Origin of the sequence: Anatilimnocola aggregata (assembly GCF_007747655.1) — a bacterium.
Lineage (GTDB): Bacteria > Planctomycetota > Planctomycetia > Pirellulales > Pirellulaceae > Anatilimnocola > Anatilimnocola aggregata.
In genome coordinates, this window is sequence record NZ_CP036274.1 from 2,976,023 (window position 1) to 2,994,239 (window position 18,217).

Below are 18,217 nucleotides of genomic sequence, written 5' to 3' on the forward strand. Positions count from 1 at the left end.
CAACCCCCTCCCCGGAGTACCGAGGCGAGGAAGTTAGGAATCACGCGTCAGCATCTTTGCGCACGCTAAATTCGAGTTTCCAGCGCTGGGGTGCTTCGCTGTTGGTGTTGCGAGTGCCAGCGCACCAAAGTTCGAAGACGCCAAGTTCGGTCAGGTTCGATTGAAACCGAACGGGAACATAGTCGTCCTGGGTGTCGTCTTCTTTGGGCAAGGCGGCTTCGAGCGAATCAGTCTCGGCCAGTTCTTCGTCATCCCACGAGCTGAGTAGGTCACCAGGTTTGTCGGTCTTGCGCGTGGGGGAACTGAAGAAACGGAATGTCGCGGGTTCGCCGACGACGAGACCAATCTCGCCCGAAGGGACATCCACGCTGGTTCCTTCCTCCATGCCGAATGGCACGACGCAGAGTGCTCGCAGCGGACGCGGCGCGCCGGGAATGGCGAGGCCGGCGGTCTCGATCCCTACGTAATACGAGCGAGCGGTGCCGCCGCGGATGCGAACGCCGCCGTGCAGCTTGGCCCAGCCGTAGTAGGCAGCCCCGCGGGCCACGGCATGATCGAGGTCTTGCTCTCCTTCCAGAATCTTGGCGGGCTTGCTCGGGGCCCAGTCGGCAAGAACTTCCATCAGCCGATTGCGGAATGGAGCAGCTTTAAAGACGCCGCCGTTGAACAGAACGTGCGTCGGTTGCACCGCGGTTCCATCCGCACCGTGCGCCGATAGAAACGCCGCGAGGTGACGCGTCACCGCAGTATCGGATTCAAACGGCAAGCCGATTTCTTGAAAGCCCGATTGCCGACGGCGTGCCGGTTTATCGCCGAGTGCGGTTTTCGGGAAGAAGCCTTCTAACAACAAGTCAGCGGCACTGGCACGTTCGACTTCGACGGTCACTGTACCGCCGATCAGTTTGCTGCCGCGGCCGAGCACACTTACGGGATGCTTTTTCGGCCCTTCTTCGGGTAACAACGTTTCTTTCGCCGTGCGGCAGGCATGCCAGAGCGAGACCGATTGCCAGGGATCGAGCTTGGTTCCCTTGTCGGCGAACTTGCCGGCCACGAAGTGGGCGAGGGCCAGATCCATGTTGTCGCCACCGACGAGCAAGTGATCGCCGACGGCAATCCGCCGCAGCATCAGTTCGCCACGTTCTTCGGCCACACCGACGAGCGTGAGATCGGTCGTCCCACCGCCGACGTCGCAGACCAGTAGGGTATCGCCCACTTTGAGTGCGCGGCGCCAACGTTCGCCCATGCTCGTCAGCCAGGCATAGACGGCAGCTTGCGGTTCTTCGAGCAGTACCAGACTCTGCGGCAAGCCAGCTGCCAGGGCTGCTTCGCGCGTGAGTTCACGGGCGGCGGCATCGAACGAAGCGGGAACAGTGAGGACGACTTGTTGACTGGCCAGTGGGGCATCCGGAAAGGCTTCTTCCCAGGCCGAACGAAGATGTTCGAGGTATCGCTTGGAGGCAGCAACCGGCGAGACCTTGGCCACTTCGGCCGGCGCGTTCCAGGGAAGGATGGGCTGATGACGATCGACCTTGCTGTGGCAAAGCCAACTCTTGGCGGCAGTCACCGTTCGTTGAGGGGCATCGGCAGCCTGCTTACGCGCTAGCTCGCCGGCGACCTGCGTTTGGCCATTCTGCCAGGGAAGATCGAGCGCGCCGCCAGTTGCTTCGTGTTCGGGGGCCAGATAGAGGAATGAGGGGAGCGTATTGCGCTTTTCAATTGAACCTGGCGCAGTTAACTGCGGAATCGCGAGGAGTTGCACCTGCGGATTTTCGGCGTTAATCGGTGCATAGGCGAGCACGCTGTTGGTGGTACCCAGATCGATGCCGATGACATATTGAGCGGTCACTTAAATCTCCACTTCGGCAGGGGCGACGACGAGGGCTGAGTTGTTGCTGCCGGTCCAGGCGGGCAGATTCACGTGCTTGGCTTCCCAGCCCGCATGGGTGAGGCTTCCTTTATACGGGCCATTGCCGGCGACATTTCCCACGAGCCGGTAGCGGGCCGGATCGTACCCCGCAGGGACTTCGGCGGTATCGCCTTCGGCCTGGGTGGTGACTCGCTTGAGCGCGAAGAAACGCTCGATAACACCCGCAGAATCCCGCAGCACGTTGCGAGCGGCAGCCCCGATTTGCTCGTCGGAATAATCACCCAGTGGCTCTTGAATCAGGTCGATCAAGCGGGCCTCACGCTGCAAGGCGGCCAGCAGCGTGAGGGCTTCGCTCCGTTTCGGTGTGGACGGAGTCTTCACTGCCACGTTTTCTTTCGGCAACGTCTCGTAGCCAGCGGTGACGGCGGGCAACGCCTGGCCGGCGAGCGCAGCATCGATTCTGGCCGCCGATGCAGCATCAAAAAGAGCCTTGAAGAAGGCCCGAAAGGCCACTCCGATTCGTCCCATGTGTATGTCTCAAATAGAGTTGCGGCGAATTTTGCCGCGCGAGTGAAAAATCCGCACAAACGGACGAAACTTCCCAGGGCGTGCCTGCGTCAAAGCTCTGGCGTATTTCGCTGCGCGGTTGGAGCGAGGTTTGCAAATTGGTGAAGGCACCGGTAGTACAACCCGGCTGGAGGCCAGTTGTCAACCGCCTGACTGGCAACGTGCAGCAGAGTGGTTGCCATTGCCCAAGTGTCTAAGTTCACTGGTTCATCCCGAAAAAGCGGCATTTTCGAGCCTTATGTCTTTCCACACTTCCCTAACCGGCTATCTTGGAAGTTGTGAGCGATCCGACAGCGGCGGGTCGTTTGCCGCGATTCAACCTCGCGCGGGCGTATTTCGTGTCAGCACTGTCCGGAACCAGGGCTGGCCACATCCGTTTTCCACTCAACGCGGCGGCCTGCGATGGCTCGCGCCGACGCGGACATGCGGCAACAACCTCGATCACTCCACCGTCGAATCACGGTCGGCGCTGCGCTTTCAGTGCAGGCCCGTCCAAAACGATAGCGGTCGGAGGGAGTGTGATGTTGCTGGTGTTTTTGCAAACCCTGTTGTGGCAACAGCAGGGTCGATGATCCCCTGTTCGTCGTCTGAACGTGACGTCTGGTAAGTCGGAACCTTATCCGTCGTTCGTCGCTGGCAACTGGCACTCATCTCCCGACACACGCTTATCTCGGCAACAGAGCAGAAGGCAATCTCTCGAATATGAAGAAGCACCACCCGAGCCTTGCACAACGCACCATCGCCTCGTTGAAGAAGATCTGGAGCCGTCGCGAATCGGCCGAATCACGCAACGAAGACCTGCGGGGCCGCAAGAAGGCGTTCTTGTTCGAATCGCTCGAAAATCGCTCGCTAATGGCTGGCGATCTCGGCAACGTTCCCGATTACGGCACACCGGACAACGACGATACTCCGGCCATCACGTCCAACAGCGCCGGCGAAGCTTCCATCGTGGCGAACGATCTGGTCGCGTTTGCCAAACTGCTGACGGCTGCCAATATCAAGTTCTATGGAGCAGCTTGGAATCCGGCCACAACAGCGACAAAGAACCTGTTTCAAGACGGTGCCCAATATCTCAACTTTATTGAGGTCACCAACCCCGACCGAACTCTAAACGCAACGGGCAGCGCCAACAGCATCAGCATCTTCCCGACTTGGGTCTTTCAGGACAGCTCGCGTTTGACCGGCGAATTGACGCTGGCACAGATTGCGACCAAGGCGGGCATTGCGATTCCGCAGACCAGCACGCCTTACCTGGCGGAAATCGACGACAAGACCCTGCTGGGTGGTTCGCCACTAATGGTCGGCCTCGATGGCTACGATCCTAACGGCGGCACGATTACTTACACCGTCACCAGCGACAACCCGAGCCTGGTTCAGCCGACCGTTCTGACCGGCAACCAAAGCCTGCGGATGAACGTCGAAGGCTACGGCTCGATGGTCTATCAGCTGTTCGATAACTACGCGCCGCGCGTGACCAGCCGGATCAAGCAGTTGGTTTCGAGTGGCTTTTATAGTGGCGTGACGTTCCATCGCGTTATCAACGACTTCGTGATTCAAGGTGGCGATCCCACCGGCACAGGTTCGGGCGGTTCATCCTTCCCCGACTTCGCCGATCAATTTAATGTGAACCTGCAGCACAATCGCTCGGGCCTGTTGTCGATGGCTAAGAGCCTCGACGACACCAACGATTCGCAATTCTTCATTACCGAAGAATTGAACCAGGGCTGGTTCGTCACTCTTAGTGGTTCGCCCACCGGTGGCACGTTCACGCTCAGCTATCAGGGACAGACGACTGGGGCGATTTCCTTTGATAACTCGAGCATGACAAATACGGCGACCAGCATGCAGAACGCGCTGGCTGCCCTGACCAAGATTGGCGCGGGGAACATTCAGGTTACGCATTCGCCGCAAATGAGCGGTAATACCGTCCTTGAGAATCGCCGATTTTACGTTGAATTCACGAACGAACTGGGCAAGCAGAACCTGATGCCAGTGACCGGCAGTGGTACTGGCCTCACCGGCGGCACTTCACCGGCCTTGTCGATTGTCGAAGGTCCGCGCTCGGCTCGGCACCTGGATTTCAATCACTCGATCTTTGGTGCGATGGTCGAGGGTGAGACTAATCGCGATGCAATTAGCAACGTCCCGGTCAATGGGAGCGATAAGCCGCTGACGAACGTCGTCATCAGCTCGATGGAGATCTTTAATGACACCGAAAACGGCATGCTGCAGCTTTTTGCTGCCGAAGGTGCCAGCGGTTCCGCCAATATTACGGTGACGGCCACCGATGCCGACGGCCAAATCTTCACGCGGACCTTCCGCGTCGATGTGAAGGCCGACACCGTCGATGGAAAGCCATTCCTCGCCGATATCGACCCGATCTCGATTACTCAGGGAGGTTCGACCACCTTCCAGATGCAGGCGACCGACGTCGAAGGGAACGCAATCACCTATCAAGCTGTAAAGCCCAGCAACAACACCGTCGACTACACCCTGAACGTGAACAACAGCACGGGCCAGGTGACGATTACGCCGCCAACCGGCTTCGTCGGGACATTCAACGTCATCATGCGAGTGCGGGCCAGCACCGCGGCCGACGTCGAAGGGAGTTACGACTCGCAGCTTGTGCAAGTGAACGTCGGCCCATCGGGAACGCCGACGCTCGACCTGAACGACGCCTCGGATACAGGCAGCAGCAACTCAGACAACGTTACCAACGCCAGCACCCTGAACTTCACCATCTCGGGCGTGACGAATGGAGCCACCGTCAAGCTGTACAACGGCAACACGGTTATCGCCCAGGGCGTTGCCACGGGAACTTCGATCACGCTCCCCACTGTCGCTATCTCATCGCTCGGCACAGGCACGTATCAGATTTCTGCCAGTCAGACGGTGAATGGAGCCGAAGGGGCTCGCTCGGCGAATCTCGAACTTAAGTTCGACAACACGGCTCCTGGGGCCTTCAGTTCGACCGCTACGACCGAAGCGACCGTGGGCACGAACTATGTGTACAACGCCCAAAGTGCCGATGAAGGAACCGCTGGTTACCTCTATTCGCTGGTGAGCGGTGCGCCTGCAGGCGTGTCGATCAACGCTCAAACGGGCGTCGTGAGTTGGAACCCGACGGTCGCGCAAGTTGGCTCGCAGACGTTCGCCATTCAAGGGACCGACCTGGCCGGCAACAGTGTGTTGCAAACGGTCAACGTCAACGTGGTTGCTCCGGCACCCAAGGATGTTGATTTCATCCTGAAGATTGTGGATGCCAACGGGGAAATCTTAAACAACCTGACAGTTGGTCAGGAGTTCTTTCTCGTCGGATATGTTTCCGATACCCGCGACGACAGCGAGAGCGAAGACTACGGTATTTTTGCCTTTTACGCCGACGTGACCTACTCGTCGAACGTGATGGTGAACGGAGCGATCCAGCCTGGCAGTACTTACACTGGCAGTCGCAGTGGCTCGACAGCGACGGCTGGCGTAATCGACGAATTGGGTGGCATCGCCGGTTTGACCCCTGTCGGTCGTGGCGAATTCGAGTTCTTCCGGGTGCCGATGAAGGCAATTGCTGGTGGTACGGTTACGATTTCATCCGATCAGGCCGACTCGGAAGTTGATATCGCCATGTACGGCGCTGCGGCACCCACGCAGCCTGACGATGTAAACTACGGCACTACGACTGCTTCGGTCGGTCTGTCGTTTGCCGCGGTCAACGACACCTTCAACTTCGACGAAGATTCCACCAACCAACTGGTCAGTCCGCTCTCGAACGACACAGTCGAAAACGGCAACTTCAGCGAACTGACGATCACGGAAGTCGGAACCACGAACAACGGCGGCACCGTCACGATCGCTGCCGATGGCAAGTCGCTGCGATATACGCCGGCCCCGAATTTTGCCGGTTTGGATACCTTCACCTACACCATCAAGCGTGGCACCGGCACCGAAACGACTACCGGCACCATTAACGTGCAGGTGCAACCAGTGAACGACCCGCCGGTGGGTGTCGATGACACCGCCACGGTCGCCGAAGACAGCACCAACAACTCGATTGACGTTCTCGGGAACGACACGAGCGGTCCCGATATCAACGAAACTCGCATCGTTTCCGCAGTCACCCAAGGGAGCAACGGCGGTACGATCACGATCGGCCCCGGTGGCAACTCGGTTCGCTACACACCGGCTGCGAACTTTAAGGGAACGGAAACATTCACCTACACCGTGCAAGATAACGGCGGCTTGACCGACACTGCCACTGTTACCGTGACGGTAACGGACTCCAACGACAATCCGGTGGCCAATCCCGATACGGCAACGACGACCGAAGACATTGCCACGCCCATCACCATCAACGTGCTGGCAAACGATAACAGCGGCGACGAAACGGGCGAAACTCTGATCGTGCAGAGTGCTGGTTCGGCCAGCAACGGCGGTACAGTCGCAGTTGTTGCTGGTGGTGCAGGTGTCACCTACAAGCCAGCTGCCAACTTCACCGGTACGGAGACGTTTACCTACACCATCAGCGATGGCAATGGCGGCACCGCCACGGCCACCGTGACGGTCACGGTAACTGCCGTCAACGATCCGCCGACGGCGACCAACGACACGCTCAATGCATTCAAGAACAGCACGACCACGATGCAAGTGCTGGCCAACGATTCGAGCGCGCCCGACACTGGCGAAACGTTCACCGTTACCGCAGTCACGCAAGGAACTGCGGGGGGCACCATCGCCATCTCTGCAGGCGGCGGCAGTGTGACCTACACGCCCGCTGCGAATTACACCGGCTCCGATACCTTCACCTATACCATCACGGATTCCGGCGGTTTGTCGGCCACGGCTACGGTCACCGTCACCGTGCAGAACTTCGTTCCGTCTTCGCTCGCAGGCTTCGTATTTAAGAATGGAGACAGCGGCCCGCTCGAAGGTGTGACAATTACGCTGACCGGAACCGACGTGAACAATACCACCGTCAACCGCACGATTAAGACCGACTCCAACGGTGCTTACAAGTTCGATGCTTTGATTCCTGGTACCTACAAGATCAAGGAAACACAACCCGCGCTCATTAACGATGGGACCGACACCATCGGCAGCCAAGGTGGCACCGTCGCCAACGATGAGTTCACGATCACGCTGGCTCAAGGGACCGACGGCACGAATAACAACTTCGGTGAAGCGGGCGTCCAGTTGACGACCACCACCGGAACCACGACGACCTTCAACTTCCGCAAGAGCGATCTGTTCTCGCACAACAGTTCGAACTATGTGCTGGCCGCTGTCGATAGCGCGACCGGCAGTGCTTGGCTGTCGGATGTCGGGACTACCTTTGCCGACGGAATGTCGTCGACCCTGGTAACCCAGCAGAATGGCAACGAACTGAAGATTGAAGTGAAAAACGGCACTTCGCCGGCCCAAACGGCCACCGTGAGCATGACCAGCCCTCATGTCCGCGCGGTTGGCAAGGTTGGCAATACGACGCTCTATCGCCTCCGCGGCAATTCGAGCTTCTATAACTTTGCACCGGTGACGGCCACCACCACGAGCAACGAGTCGGCTGGTGAGTTTGTCGATGACAGTCTGGCCGCCTCGGTTGCCGCCAATAACAATTCCAGCGACGACAACTCGGGTTCTGCTGGCGAATACGTCGACCCGAATGAGGCCGCTGCCGTCGATGCCCTGATGGCGCTGATGGGCAGCGACCAGGACGACGAAGACGATGGCAACGACAGCAACTAGCTCGTGATGTCGCTGTAGCTGAGCAGTAGACCTCGAACCCGGCGCGATCCCCTCTCGCCGGGTTTTTTCGTTTCGGCACGTCTACTGGCAGTTGGCGGTTTGGGCCGCGATACTAGCCCGCTGAAAAGTTCATTACTTCAGCAACTAGTTGTCCTATGCCACTCTCCAGTGTGACCATCAGCCTTGTGCCCGAAGCGCGCGGCGGTCCCTTTGTCTTTTGGGACGATTTGCCGGCCGCTTGTGCCGCGGCGCAGCAATTGGGTTTCGATGCGATCGAGATCTTTCCTCCCGGGCCCGAAGCCATTGATGTCGCCGCTGTCAGGCAGCTCCTCGGCGAACATCAGTTGCAACTGGCGGCGATGGGAACTGGCGCAGGCTGGGTGAAACATCGGCTACACTTGACGCACGCCGATCCCACGATTCGCACGCGGGCCAAGGATTTCATTCGCTCGATCATCGATACCGCCGGGCCCCTTGGTGCGCCAGCCATTATCGGTTCGATGCAAGGCCGCTGGGGCGAAGATGTCAGCCGCGAACAAGGCTTCGCCTGGCTGGGTGAAGCGCTCGTCGAACTTGGCAGTTATGCGCGGCAATACAACGTGCCGCTGATCTACGAACCTTTGAACCGCTACGAGACCAACTACTGCACCACGGTTCAGCAAGGCGTGGCCCTCCTGCAACAAGCGGGGGCGACCAACGCTTTGCTTCTCGCCGATCTGTTTCACATGAACATTGAAGAGCCCGATCTTCCTGCTGCCATTCGCGCGGGAGGGGGATACATTGGGCACATTCATCTGGTCGATTCGAACCGTCGTCCCGCCGGGCTGGGCCACCTCGACTTCGCTCCCCTGGCTGCCGCGCTTCGCGACATTAACTACAGCCGCTTTCTCTCCGCCGAAGCCTTGCCATACCCTGACTCTTACGCTGCCGCGCAACAAACGATCGAAACCTTCAACAAGTTCTTCAAATTGTAGATTGCAGATGTCAGAGTGCAGATTGAGGACCAGCGACCTCTACTGCACCTGCTTACTCCCCAATCTGCAATCCTCACTCTGAAATCTGCAATTCTTCCCATGCTTAACCACAAACTGATCCATCCTGAAATCAACGCGATTCTCGGCCGGGCAGGGCACCATTCGACGATTTTGATCGCCGATGGCAATTACCCCGCAGCCTCCAAGCGCGGGCCGCGCGCGGAGCTGGTGTCGCTCAATCTGATGCCTGGGGTGGTGACGTGTACGCAGGTGCTGGAGGCGATTCTGTCGGCCGTGCCGATCGAGGCGATTCACACCATGATGTACGAAACGGAAGGCCCGTATGCCCTCAAGGGGGATCCCGAGGTTTGGGAATCTTATCGCCAAACATTGAAAGCGGCGGGCTCTTCGTTGAAACTGGAGCCCATCGAGAAATGGAAGTTCTACGATGCGGTCGTCACGCCCGACCATGTGCTGACCGTGCAAACCGCCGATCAACAGCGGTATGCGAACGTGCTGTTGCACATTGGGGTGAGGATGTAGGGGAATGGGTTGGGGGCTAGGGAAAGGCCGGGGAACTTGAATCTCGAATTGAATCTCAGAGGGCTGGATAAAAATATGAATCGCGTTGTGGCACTAGTAGTGATCGGATTGCTGAGCCTGGCGACCAGCGCGCTAGCGGCAGATGCGAAAGCGGCAACCGCCGAGCAGTTGGCTGCGCAGAAAGATCAGCTGAGCAAAGTGCAAAAGCTGGTGGGTTCTTGGAAAGGTGTTGGGCAGCCCCAGCGCGGGAGCACCAAGAACTCGTGGATCGAGCAGGCCGATTGGGCCTGGCGCTTCAGTCCGGAACGAACCACGCTCTTCACCCGCACCGACAAGAGCAAGTACTTTGCGAAGCTAGAACTCGTGGCTGGCGAGCAGGCCGATTCGTATACCCTACTGGCGACCCCGATTGCCGGGACTGAGGTCGTTACCTATCAAGGCAAGCTCGATGCCGACGGCCGCTTGGCGTTAGAGCAATCAGCTGCCCCTGCAGGATTGCCGCAGCGGATTTCGCTCCGTTTTGTCGCGGACGGAAAACGCCTGTTGGTTCTGTACGAAGGAAAGACCCAGTTCAGCGATCAGCTGGTGCGCCTGGCCGAAGTGGGGCTGACCCGCGCTGGCAGCGGCTTTGGTCAAGGCGCGCAAGGACCGGAGTGCATCGTCACTGGCGGTGCGGGCTTGATTGCCGTCGAGTTCGACGGGCAAAAGTATTTCGTCTGCTGCACGGGCTGCCGCGACTACTTCAATGCCGATCCCGCCAAAGCGCTCGCAGAATACAAAGAGCGCAAGGCGGAGGAGAAAAAGGCGAGGGAGGAAGGGAAGAAGGGTTAAAGGGAGGAAGAGAAATCTCTTCGCCCCTTCATCGCTTCCGCCCTATATCCCTACTTCACTAGCAGCCGAACTTTTCGAGCTTCTGACGGAGCGTGTCGGCGGTGAAAGGCTTCACCAGGTAGTCGGAAACGCCGGCCTGAATGGCTTCGAGGACGCGGGTCTTTTCGGCTTCGGTCGTCACCATGATGATCGGTACCGTGGCGTTAATCGCGCGGATCTCGCGAATCACGTCGAGGCCGTTCTTCTTGGGCATGTTCCAGTCGGTCAGCACCATGTCGTACGTGGCTTGCTGAAACATGTTGACCGCTTCTTCGCCGTCAGCTGCTTCGGCAGCATCTGGCACGCCCACGGCTTGCAGCGAGCGCAAGATAATCTTTCGCATCGTGCTGGAATCGTCCGCAACCAAAACCTTCTTGCTCATGTCAGTACTTCCACTCGCGTGTTCTGGAAAACTGCCCCAACTGGCGGCTCAGTAAAAGTACGTTACCTAACCCTTATGTCAAACGTGCGGAATTCCCCACCGGCACCGGCTACTCATTTGGCGCGATTGCGTCTAACCTGGACGGCTCAGCAGGCCGACCGTGCGGACTGTAGTGGTTGAACCGTCGCTCGCTCACACACTCGTCATGAACAAACTCGCCACTCCGCCTGCTCAGGAACCTGCTCGCCCCGCGGCCAGCCAGTTGGCTGGCAAGGTGGTGGTCATCGGCGTGCTGGTGATTGCCGTCGCGCTGGCTTCGTTCGCGCTCTGGTGGAATGTGAACCGCGCGAAGCGCTCGCTGGAGTTTTGGCAAGCTGATGCCGTGCGGATCATACAGCATGGAAAGCGCGTGGAGTTGCTAACGCTGCGACAAGTCGCAGGAGCGAGTACCGCCGAGGACGCTTTCGCGCTCGGGGGTCAGCAGATCGAGGTGGTTTCGACGTTGGACATCTCGCAGGCCAAGGGGCTGATTCACGCCCGGCATGCCCTGACGGATGACTCCAGTTTTGTGTGGAATAACGAGAAATCGCCGGCAAATCCTCAGTGGATCTATGCCATTCGCTTCGCGGACGACAAAGGCGAGGTCTTGTTGGCTCTCGACCTGAAAAATCAGCGTCTGGCGAACGTTCACGGCGGACGAGAAGTAACGGTGATTCCCAAGATTGCCGAAGGCTGGCAAATTTTCATCGACAAACAGCTGAAACGGCAGGAATGAACTGCTGTTTCTGCACCGCAGCTGCGCTCAAGGAAAAATCTCCGCGGGAATAATCATGAGATTATGAACCGAATGCAAAGGTGAGCGATTGTTCTGATTGTCTCGGCGGTAACGGCTGGCCCCATCGAGGCCAAAGGATGGTAGTAGCGGTTGCAGCAGGGACGCGGGTTTAGCCTCAGTCACTGTGGCGACAGCTGCCACTCGTTCAGGGAGTCTGGCGTCGGTCGAGCGTGCGGATTTGGGCTTTCAAAATGCTCCGCGGGCCGGTTACCAGCCGAGCTAAATTGGCCAATCGTCAGATTTTGTAGCGTTTCGTTGAATTTGCCAGCAGGCGAAATTATACTGCAGTTACGTTCTGCTCTTCTGTCGCTCGGTGGTATCGCGCTGGGTGGAATCGCAGCGTGGTCGCAATTGCCCATTCGGGCGATTGCTACATGCCAAGGTTGCGAGGCTGCTAGTGCTGCCCGGATAGTTTCACCGTGCTGGCTGCGGACCTTTCGTTAAGGTGACTTACCTATGACTCTCGTCGGAAAGATTTTCACCGTTTTGATTTTCGTCATGAGCATCTGCTTTATGACGGCCTCGGTGATGGTCTTCGCCACCCACAAAAATTGGAAACAGTATGCCACCAACACCGATACTTCCCTGGGGAAGATCGGGCTGGAAAAGCAACTTGCCGATCTCAAAATTCTCGAGCAGAACCTGAAGGACGAGCTCGAACGGTACAAGCGAAAGCTCGAAGAAGAGCGTGTGGCCCGCCGTGCTGTCGTCGGCAGTTTGCATGCCCGCCTGGCGAAGGCTGAAACAGAACTGGCCGCCAAGCAAAACGAATACGCCACTTTGATTACTTCGAACACCGTCATTTCGCAAGAAGTGAAGGTCGCCCAGGACCGCCTGGCCGAAATCGAAAAGATGATCGCGGCAACGCGGCAGACCCTCCGCGATACCGAAGCCGATCTGGACGACAAGTTTGCCAAGGTCGTGCAACTGACCGACGACTTGAATCAAGCCACTGGCCTCAAGGCTCGGCTTGATGAACGCAACACGCAGTTGGCCATGCAAGTCACACGCATGAAACACGTAATGACTTCGGTGGGTGTAGATGAATACACTCCGGTCGCTCACATCGCTCCCCGTGTGAAGGGGAAGGTTCTGGATGTGAAGACCGACCTGATCGAAGTCTCGCTGGGTTCCGATGATGGCATGAAGCCTGGGCACCTGGTGCAGGTGTATCGCGGCAATCAATACCTGGGCCAGGCCACCGTCCGCACGACGGGCCCGGATCGCGCCGTGGCACAAATCGATAAGAAGATGCTCCGTGGCCCGATTCGAAAGGACGACAATGTCACTACCCAGTTCAAGTAATCCGGGCCAGCCTGCCGTCCAGAAGCAAGGGACCAACATCTACACCGTAATGTTGATTCTCTCCTTCCTGGCGCTCGTCACCGGCACCGTCCTGCTCGCCATGGAACTGAATCGCTACGGCGAATATCCCCAGTGGCGAACCCCCGCGAGCGCAGTTGGTTCGTAGTCCGCACTCCCCAGGGCGAACAGCCCTCATCCAAATCACGCGGCCGCAGTGACTCAGCTGAATCACTGCGGCCGCAAACATTTCTTGGCCGCTGATTCGATGGCATCTGCTCGCGAAAACCGTTATCGTGGGGAGTAGAATCCTGTGGGGCTGCCAAGAAGGATCCAAACTGTGCCCAACCTCTTCCGCTGGTGTTTCGCCCGCTCTGTGCTTGTGCTGCTCTTCGTTGGTTACTCTTCGGCCGATGCTCAGGTCTCGCTCTCCGCTACCGCCGACAGTGATGCCACCGCCGAAGAGAAGATCGAAGCCATTCTGCTTACCAAGATCTCGCTGGCGTTCAAAGAGACGCCCCTGAGCGATGTGATGACCGCGGTCAGCGAGAAATCGGGCATTCAGATCATTCTTTCGAAGAAAATCGAAGACGCCGGCGTTCAGCCCGACCAGCCCGTCACCATCGCGCTCAAGGACGTTTCGATTCAGTCGTTTCTGAACCTGACGCTCCGCAATCTGAATCTCACCTTCATGGTTCGCGACGAAGTGCTGGTTATCACGACGGTCGAAGAAACCCAGTCCCCGGAAAACATGACGACGCGGGTTTATCCCATCAAAGATCTGCTCGACGCGAAAACGCACGATTACGACGCGCTCATCGATCTGATTACTTCGACAATCGAACCCGACTCGTGGCAAGATGTCGGCGGACCTGGCAGCATCAGCGCGTTCGAAAACTCTTGTTGCCTCGTCTTCTCCCAGCGCCGAGACATCCATCAGCGCGTCGCAGCACTGCTGACAACCCTGCGCAAAGCCAAGACGGTGCAAGGGATCGCTCCTGCAGCGCCCGTCCCCAGCAAAGCCAGCACCGGCTTGCCATCCACCACTGGCCGCAACAGTGGCTTCTTACTTCCGACGACGAGCGCAGCGAAGGAATAACCCTCCGCGTCTCGGCTCGCTGTTCGTCGTGATGATGCGCCCGTCGATACCATGGATGTGTGAAAGCAGAGGTGTTTTCGTGAAGAGTTTCCACGTATTACTGACTGCGGCAATACTCGGTTCACTTTCAGCCGTCGAAGTTCCTGCCCAGGTGCCAACATCGCTGGCGGTAGCCACTGACGAGGAACAGCAGCAGATCAAGCGAATTGAAACCGCGCTCGCGAGCAAGGTTTCGTTCGATGTCAAAGATCTGCCGCTGGACGAACTGCTACAAAAAGTCTCGCAGCAGTGTGGCATCCCCATTCTCTTGAGGAAGAGCCTCGCGATTGCGGGAATAGACTCGGCACGACCAGTCACCATTTCGCTGCGAGACATTTCGCTCCGGGCCTTCCTGCGCAACTTGCTGGGTGAACTCAATCTAACGTTTGTCGTGAAGGATGAGGTAATTGCCATCACGACGACCGACGACTCATGGGCCTATCCGGTCACTCGCATTTATCCCGTCAAGGACTTGATTCAAACCAGGCCGACACCGAGCGCGAAGGTTGAGTACGATTTTGGCCCGCTCATCGAGTTGATTATCTCCACGGTCACCATTACACAAGAGAGTGGGGCATCGCCAGTGGACGGATTCGACAACGCCTTATGTATTATCATCACCACGCGCGACGAGGAGCATGAACAAGTGGAGCGGCTACTGACGACTCTCCGTAAGTCGAAGGCAAGGCAACAACTGGCCCCGCCTCCGGAGCCGATTCGCAGTGGGAAATGACTGGTTTGCCGGGCTGAATTCCCGGGTTGCGAGGTCTGCATCCGGTGCTTTGGCGGGAGCGTGCGGCAGCACTCGCAAGTCCTGTTTTCCGAAGCGTTTGCGCCCCCAATAAACGGGCTGCTGGTCGTTGTTGACAGGCTCCAATTTTGCTACATTATGGGCACTCCCGATTTGGCCTGAAAATCACGAAAAACGGCCTGTTTTTTGGCTGTTCCCTCTGCAGTAACCGCGGCTCCGCCCCAGCGAGTTGGATTCTGAAACTGAGTTCGCTCCTCGCTCCGGTTTGCCTGCTCCGCGGGAAAGGATTCTCACTTGTCGACCGACGATGATTTGCCCGTTGATCCCAGTTCTTCGGACCCTCCCGTTCCCCCTGTAAGTGATCGCGACCGGGCTCAGGATCAGCCCATCGAAGACGAGTTGAAAGAGAGCTACCTGGTCTACGCGATGAGCGTGATCGTGAGCCGCGCGCTGCCGGACGTGCGCGACGGGCTCAAGCCTTCGCAGCGGCGCATTCTGGTCGCTATGAACGACTTGAACCTGGGTCCCAACGCGGGCCGCGTGAAGTGCGCCAAGATCTCGGGCGATACCAGCGGTAACTATCACCCGCACGGCGAAAGCGTGATCTATCCCACGCTGGTCCGCATGGCCCAAGACTGGAACATGCGGCACGTGCTGATCGACAAGCAAGGGAACTTCGGTTCGATCGCTGGTCTGCCCCCAGCCGCCATGCGATATACCGAAGCCCGCTTGTCCCCCATCGCCGCGCTGATGCTGGACGATCTCGATCGCGACACGGTCGACTTCCTGCCCACTTACGACGAACGGGCTCTTGAGCCCACGGTGCTGCCGAGCAAGTTCCCAAACCTGCTGGTGAACGGCACGCAGGGGATCGCGGTCGGCATGGCGACCAGCATTCCGCCGCACAACCTGCGCGAAATCTGCGATGGCATGATCCGCGTCATCGATGAGCCCGAAGTCTCGATGGACGAACTGCTCGAACTGATTCCCGGCCCCGACTTCCCCACCGGCGGCATGATCTGCGGCCGGGCGGGAATTCGCCGCGGCTATCTGACGGGCCGCAGTACGATTACCGTGCGCGCCCGCGCCAAGATCGAAGAGTACAAGAAAGATCGCTATCGCATTGTGGTCACGGAAATCCCGTACCAGGCGATGCGCGACAACGTGATGGAAAAGATCGCGGCCCTGGTCAACGAAGAGAAGATCAAGGGGATCAGCAGCGTCACCGATTACAGCGACTTGAAGCAGCCGGTCCATATCGTCATCGAACTCAAACGCGATGCCGACCCCGAAGTGGTGCTGGCCCAGTTGTATCAATTCTCGCCGCTGCAGGATTCGTTCTCGATCATTCTGCTGGCGCTGGTCGACGGCAAGCCGCGCAATCTGACGCTCAAGCAGATGCTGGAGGAATTCCTGCGGCATCGCGTGACGGTGATTCGTCGCCGGACGCAGTTCCTGCTGGCGAAGGCCCGCAAACGCAAGCACACGGTCGAAGGTTTGCTGCTGGCCTTGGCCAATATCGACGAGATCATCCGCATCATCCGCCAATCGCGCACGGTCGCCGAAGCGAAGTCTGGCTTGATGAATGTCGAAGCTCCCGCGGCGATGATGGAGCGCGCACTCGGCCCAGAAGGTTTTAAGTTCTTCCAGTCGGAACGAGGCGTAGCTGCCGGCTATCGCCTAACGGCAGTCCAAGCCGATGCAATCCTGCGCATGACGCTGAGCCAACTCGTCAATCTCGAGCAGGAACGCCTGGGTGGCGAGCATGCCGAACTCTTGGCCGAAATGGCCGAGTACTTGCGCATCCTCTCTGACGAAAACAACATTCGCGCGATCATTCGCGAAGACCTGACCGAAATCAAGCGGAAGTTCGGCGAAGATCGTCGTACGGAACTCAGCGGTACCGAGATCGGCCACGTCGATTTGGAAGATCTGATCACCGAAGAGACGATGGTGGTCTCGATCTCGCACAAGGGCTACATCAAGCGTACACCTTCGAGCGTCTATCGCGCTCAGCGGCGCGGTGGCAAGGGACTCAAGGGAGCCGAGACTGAGGGTGAAGAAGATCCCATCGAGCACCTGTTCGTCGCCAGCACCCACGCGTACCTGATGTTCTTTACGAACATGGGGAAGGTCTATTGGCAGAAGGTTTATGACCTGCCCGAGCTCAAGCGCGACTCGAAAGGGCGGGCCATCGTCAATCTGCTCAACCTGGCCCCGGGCGAAAAGATTGCTCAGTGCCTCGCCATTCGCGATTACGACTTGCCCGAGCACTACCTGATTATGGGTACCCGCAACGGGCTGGTGAAAAAGACGCCACTGGCGCAGTACAGCCGGCCGAAGAAGACGGGCATCATCGCCATCAATCTGGTCGAGGGTGATGAGCTCGTGAGCGTGGCGATTGCCAAGCCCGGCGATGAGTTGATCCTATCGTCGGCCAAGGGGCAGGCGGTTCGTTTCCGTCAATCGACGGTGCGCAGTTCGGGCCGCAATGCCCAAGGGGTGAAGGGAATCAAGCTGCGAAAAGAAGACTACTGCGTGGGAATGGTCGTCGCCGATCCCGACGCTACGCTGCTGACCGTTTGCGAAAAGGGTTATGGCAAGCGAACTCCGATCGGCCCGAACAGTGGCATTCCCGATGTTCCTGAAAGCGAATTGCCCGAAGATGGCAGTGTGCCGGAAGCTGTGGCCGAAGCGGCCGCTGAAGTCGATGAACCCGCCGGGGAAGATGGTGAAGCTGGCGATTCGTCGGGGAGTCGTTATCCCACCAAGGGACGCGGTACGATGGGCGTGCGCGACATCAAGACCACCAATCGCAATGGTCCCGTCGTGGCCATTGCCGTGGTTCGCGATGGCGACGAACTGCTGATGATGACGGCCCGCGGCAAATTGCAGCGGATCGCAGCGGGCGAAATCAGCGTGATTGGTCGTAACACCCAAGGGGTGCGGATCATGTCGCTGGACGATACCGATGCGCTGGTTGCCGTGGTGCGCGTGCCCAAGGAAGAAGTGGAAGTGCTGGATGCTCCGCAGGCTGTCCCCGGCATCGCCCCGCCGAGCAGCCCGCTTGCTCCGCCACCGGAATTGCCGGAAGACGACGAAGCGTCGTCCTGAGCTACTTTCTGATCTTCATCGATTCTTACCTCTGAACTTCTCTGCATCGTGCGGAGAAGTGTGCGGTGCCTGACCGTGCTTGCGCAAGAATCGGCATTAGTGACTTGACAAGTGTTCATAAAGTCGTAATGATATTAG

The 18,217-nt window shown here is 58.3% G+C and carries 13 protein-coding genes; 10 read left to right on the forward strand and 3 right to left on the reverse strand.

What is annotated here, in order from left to right:
• Nucleotides 1–40 precede the first annotated feature (40 nt).
• Nucleotides 41–1,846, reverse strand: a complete 1,806-nt coding sequence (locus ETAA8_RS11275) for an Hsp70 family protein (protein WP_145088115.1) — start codon at nucleotides 1,844–1,846, stop codon at nucleotides 41–43.
• Nucleotides 1,847–2,395 carry a DUF2760 domain-containing protein gene (locus ETAA8_RS11280; RefSeq protein WP_145088116.1) on the reverse strand — a complete coding sequence of 183 codons (549 nt, stop codon included), beginning with the start codon at nucleotides 2,393–2,395 and terminating at the stop codon, nucleotides 1,847–1,849.
• Between the two features lie 741 nt (nucleotides 2,396–3,136).
• Here ETAA8_RS11280 and ETAA8_RS11285 point away from each other — a divergent pair.
• The 4 genes from ETAA8_RS11285 to ETAA8_RS11300 all read left to right on the forward strand — a co-directional run bounded on the left by ETAA8_RS11285 (nucleotide 3,137) and on the right by ETAA8_RS11300 (nucleotide 10,518).
• Entirely contained in the window at nucleotides 3,137–8,170 is a 5,034-nt protein-coding gene (locus ETAA8_RS11285) for an Ig-like domain-containing protein (protein ID WP_145088117.1), read from the forward strand.
• Nucleotides 8,171–8,325: 155 nt separating this feature from the next.
• Nucleotides 8,326–9,144: a sugar phosphate isomerase/epimerase family protein gene (locus ETAA8_RS11290; RefSeq protein ID WP_145088118.1), complete on the forward strand. Its 819-nt coding sequence runs from the start codon at nucleotides 8,326–8,328 to the stop codon at nucleotides 9,142–9,144.
• A 99-nt stretch (nucleotides 9,145–9,243) separates the two neighbouring features.
• Nucleotides 9,244–9,687, forward strand: a complete 444-nt coding sequence (locus ETAA8_RS11295) for an RbsD/FucU family protein (protein WP_145088119.1) — start codon at nucleotides 9,244–9,246, stop codon at nucleotides 9,685–9,687.
• A gap of 75 nt (nucleotides 9,688–9,762) precedes the next feature.
• Nucleotides 9,763–10,518, forward strand: coding sequence for a hypothetical protein (locus ETAA8_RS11300; protein WP_145088120.1), 756 nt, complete (start codon nucleotides 9,763–9,765; stop codon nucleotides 10,516–10,518).
• Between the two features lie 58 nt (nucleotides 10,519–10,576).
• On the opposite strand, the gene ETAA8_RS11305 is transcribed toward ETAA8_RS11300, so the two are convergent.
• Complete coding sequence (locus tag ETAA8_RS11305) at nucleotides 10,577–10,939, reverse strand: response regulator (protein WP_145088121.1); 363 nt, start codon at nucleotides 10,937–10,939, stop codon at nucleotides 10,577–10,579.
• A 160-nt stretch (nucleotides 10,940–11,099) separates the two neighbouring features.
• On the opposite strand from ETAA8_RS11305, the gene ETAA8_RS11310 reads away from it, so the two are divergent.
• The 6 genes from ETAA8_RS11310 to gyrA all read left to right on the forward strand — a co-directional run bounded on the left by ETAA8_RS11310 (nucleotide 11,100) and on the right by gyrA (nucleotide 18,079).
• Nucleotides 11,100–11,714, forward strand: coding sequence for a hypothetical protein (locus ETAA8_RS11310; protein WP_145088122.1), 615 nt, complete (start codon nucleotides 11,100–11,102; stop codon nucleotides 11,712–11,714).
• Nucleotides 11,715–12,230: 516 nt separating this feature from the next.
• Nucleotides 12,231–13,079, forward strand: coding sequence for a hypothetical protein (locus ETAA8_RS11315; RefSeq protein WP_145088123.1), 849 nt, complete (start codon nucleotides 12,231–12,233; stop codon nucleotides 13,077–13,079).
• Entirely contained in the window at nucleotides 13,057–13,245 is a 189-nt protein-coding gene (locus ETAA8_RS11320; protein WP_145088124.1) for a hypothetical protein, read from the forward strand. The genes ETAA8_RS11315 and ETAA8_RS11320 overlap by 23 nt, the downstream gene beginning before the upstream one ends.
• A gap of 171 nt (nucleotides 13,246–13,416) precedes the next feature.
• On the forward strand, nucleotides 13,417–14,175 hold the full coding sequence (locus tag ETAA8_RS11325; protein ID WP_145088125.1) for a hypothetical protein: 759 nt from the start codon (nucleotides 13,417–13,419) through the stop codon (nucleotides 14,173–14,175).
• Between the two features lie 79 nt (nucleotides 14,176–14,254).
• On the forward strand, nucleotides 14,255–14,947 hold the full coding sequence (locus ETAA8_RS11330) for a hypothetical protein (RefSeq protein ID WP_145088126.1): 693 nt from the start codon (nucleotides 14,255–14,257) through the stop codon (nucleotides 14,945–14,947).
• Between the two features lie 330 nt (nucleotides 14,948–15,277).
• Nucleotides 15,278–18,079, forward strand: a complete 2,802-nt coding sequence (gene gyrA / locus ETAA8_RS11335; RefSeq protein WP_391484817.1) for a DNA gyrase subunit A — start codon at nucleotides 15,278–15,280, stop codon at nucleotides 18,077–18,079.
• The last annotated feature ends 138 nt before the right edge of the window (nucleotides 18,080–18,217 follow it).

Excerpts from the sequence above, each read along its gene's own strand:
- ETAA8_RS11315 (WP_145088123.1), top strand. The coding sequence starts at position 12,231 with ATGACTCTCGTCGGAAAGATTTTCACCGTTTTGATTTTCGTCATGAGC.
- ETAA8_RS11280 (WP_145088116.1), bottom strand. The coding sequence starts at position 2,395 with ATGGGACGAATCGGAGTGGCCTTTCGGGCCTTCTTCAAGGCTCTTTTT.
- ETAA8_RS11305 (WP_145088121.1), bottom strand. The coding sequence starts at position 10,939 with ATGAGCAAGAAGGTTTTGGTTGCGGACGATTCCAGCACGATGCGAAAG.
- ETAA8_RS11295 (WP_145088119.1), top strand. The coding sequence starts at position 9,244 with ATGCTTAACCACAAACTGATCCATCCTGAAATCAACGCGATTCTCGGC.
- ETAA8_RS11320 (WP_145088124.1), top strand. The coding sequence starts at position 13,057 with ATGTCACTACCCAGTTCAAGTAATCCGGGCCAGCCTGCCGTCCAGAAG.
- ETAA8_RS11300 (WP_145088120.1), top strand. The coding sequence starts at position 9,763 with ATGAATCGCGTTGTGGCACTAGTAGTGATCGGATTGCTGAGCCTGGCG.
- ETAA8_RS11285 (WP_145088117.1), top strand. The coding sequence starts at position 3,137 with ATGAAGAAGCACCACCCGAGCCTTGCACAACGCACCATCGCCTCGTTG.
- ETAA8_RS11290 (WP_145088118.1), top strand. The coding sequence starts at position 8,326 with ATGCCACTCTCCAGTGTGACCATCAGCCTTGTGCCCGAAGCGCGCGGC.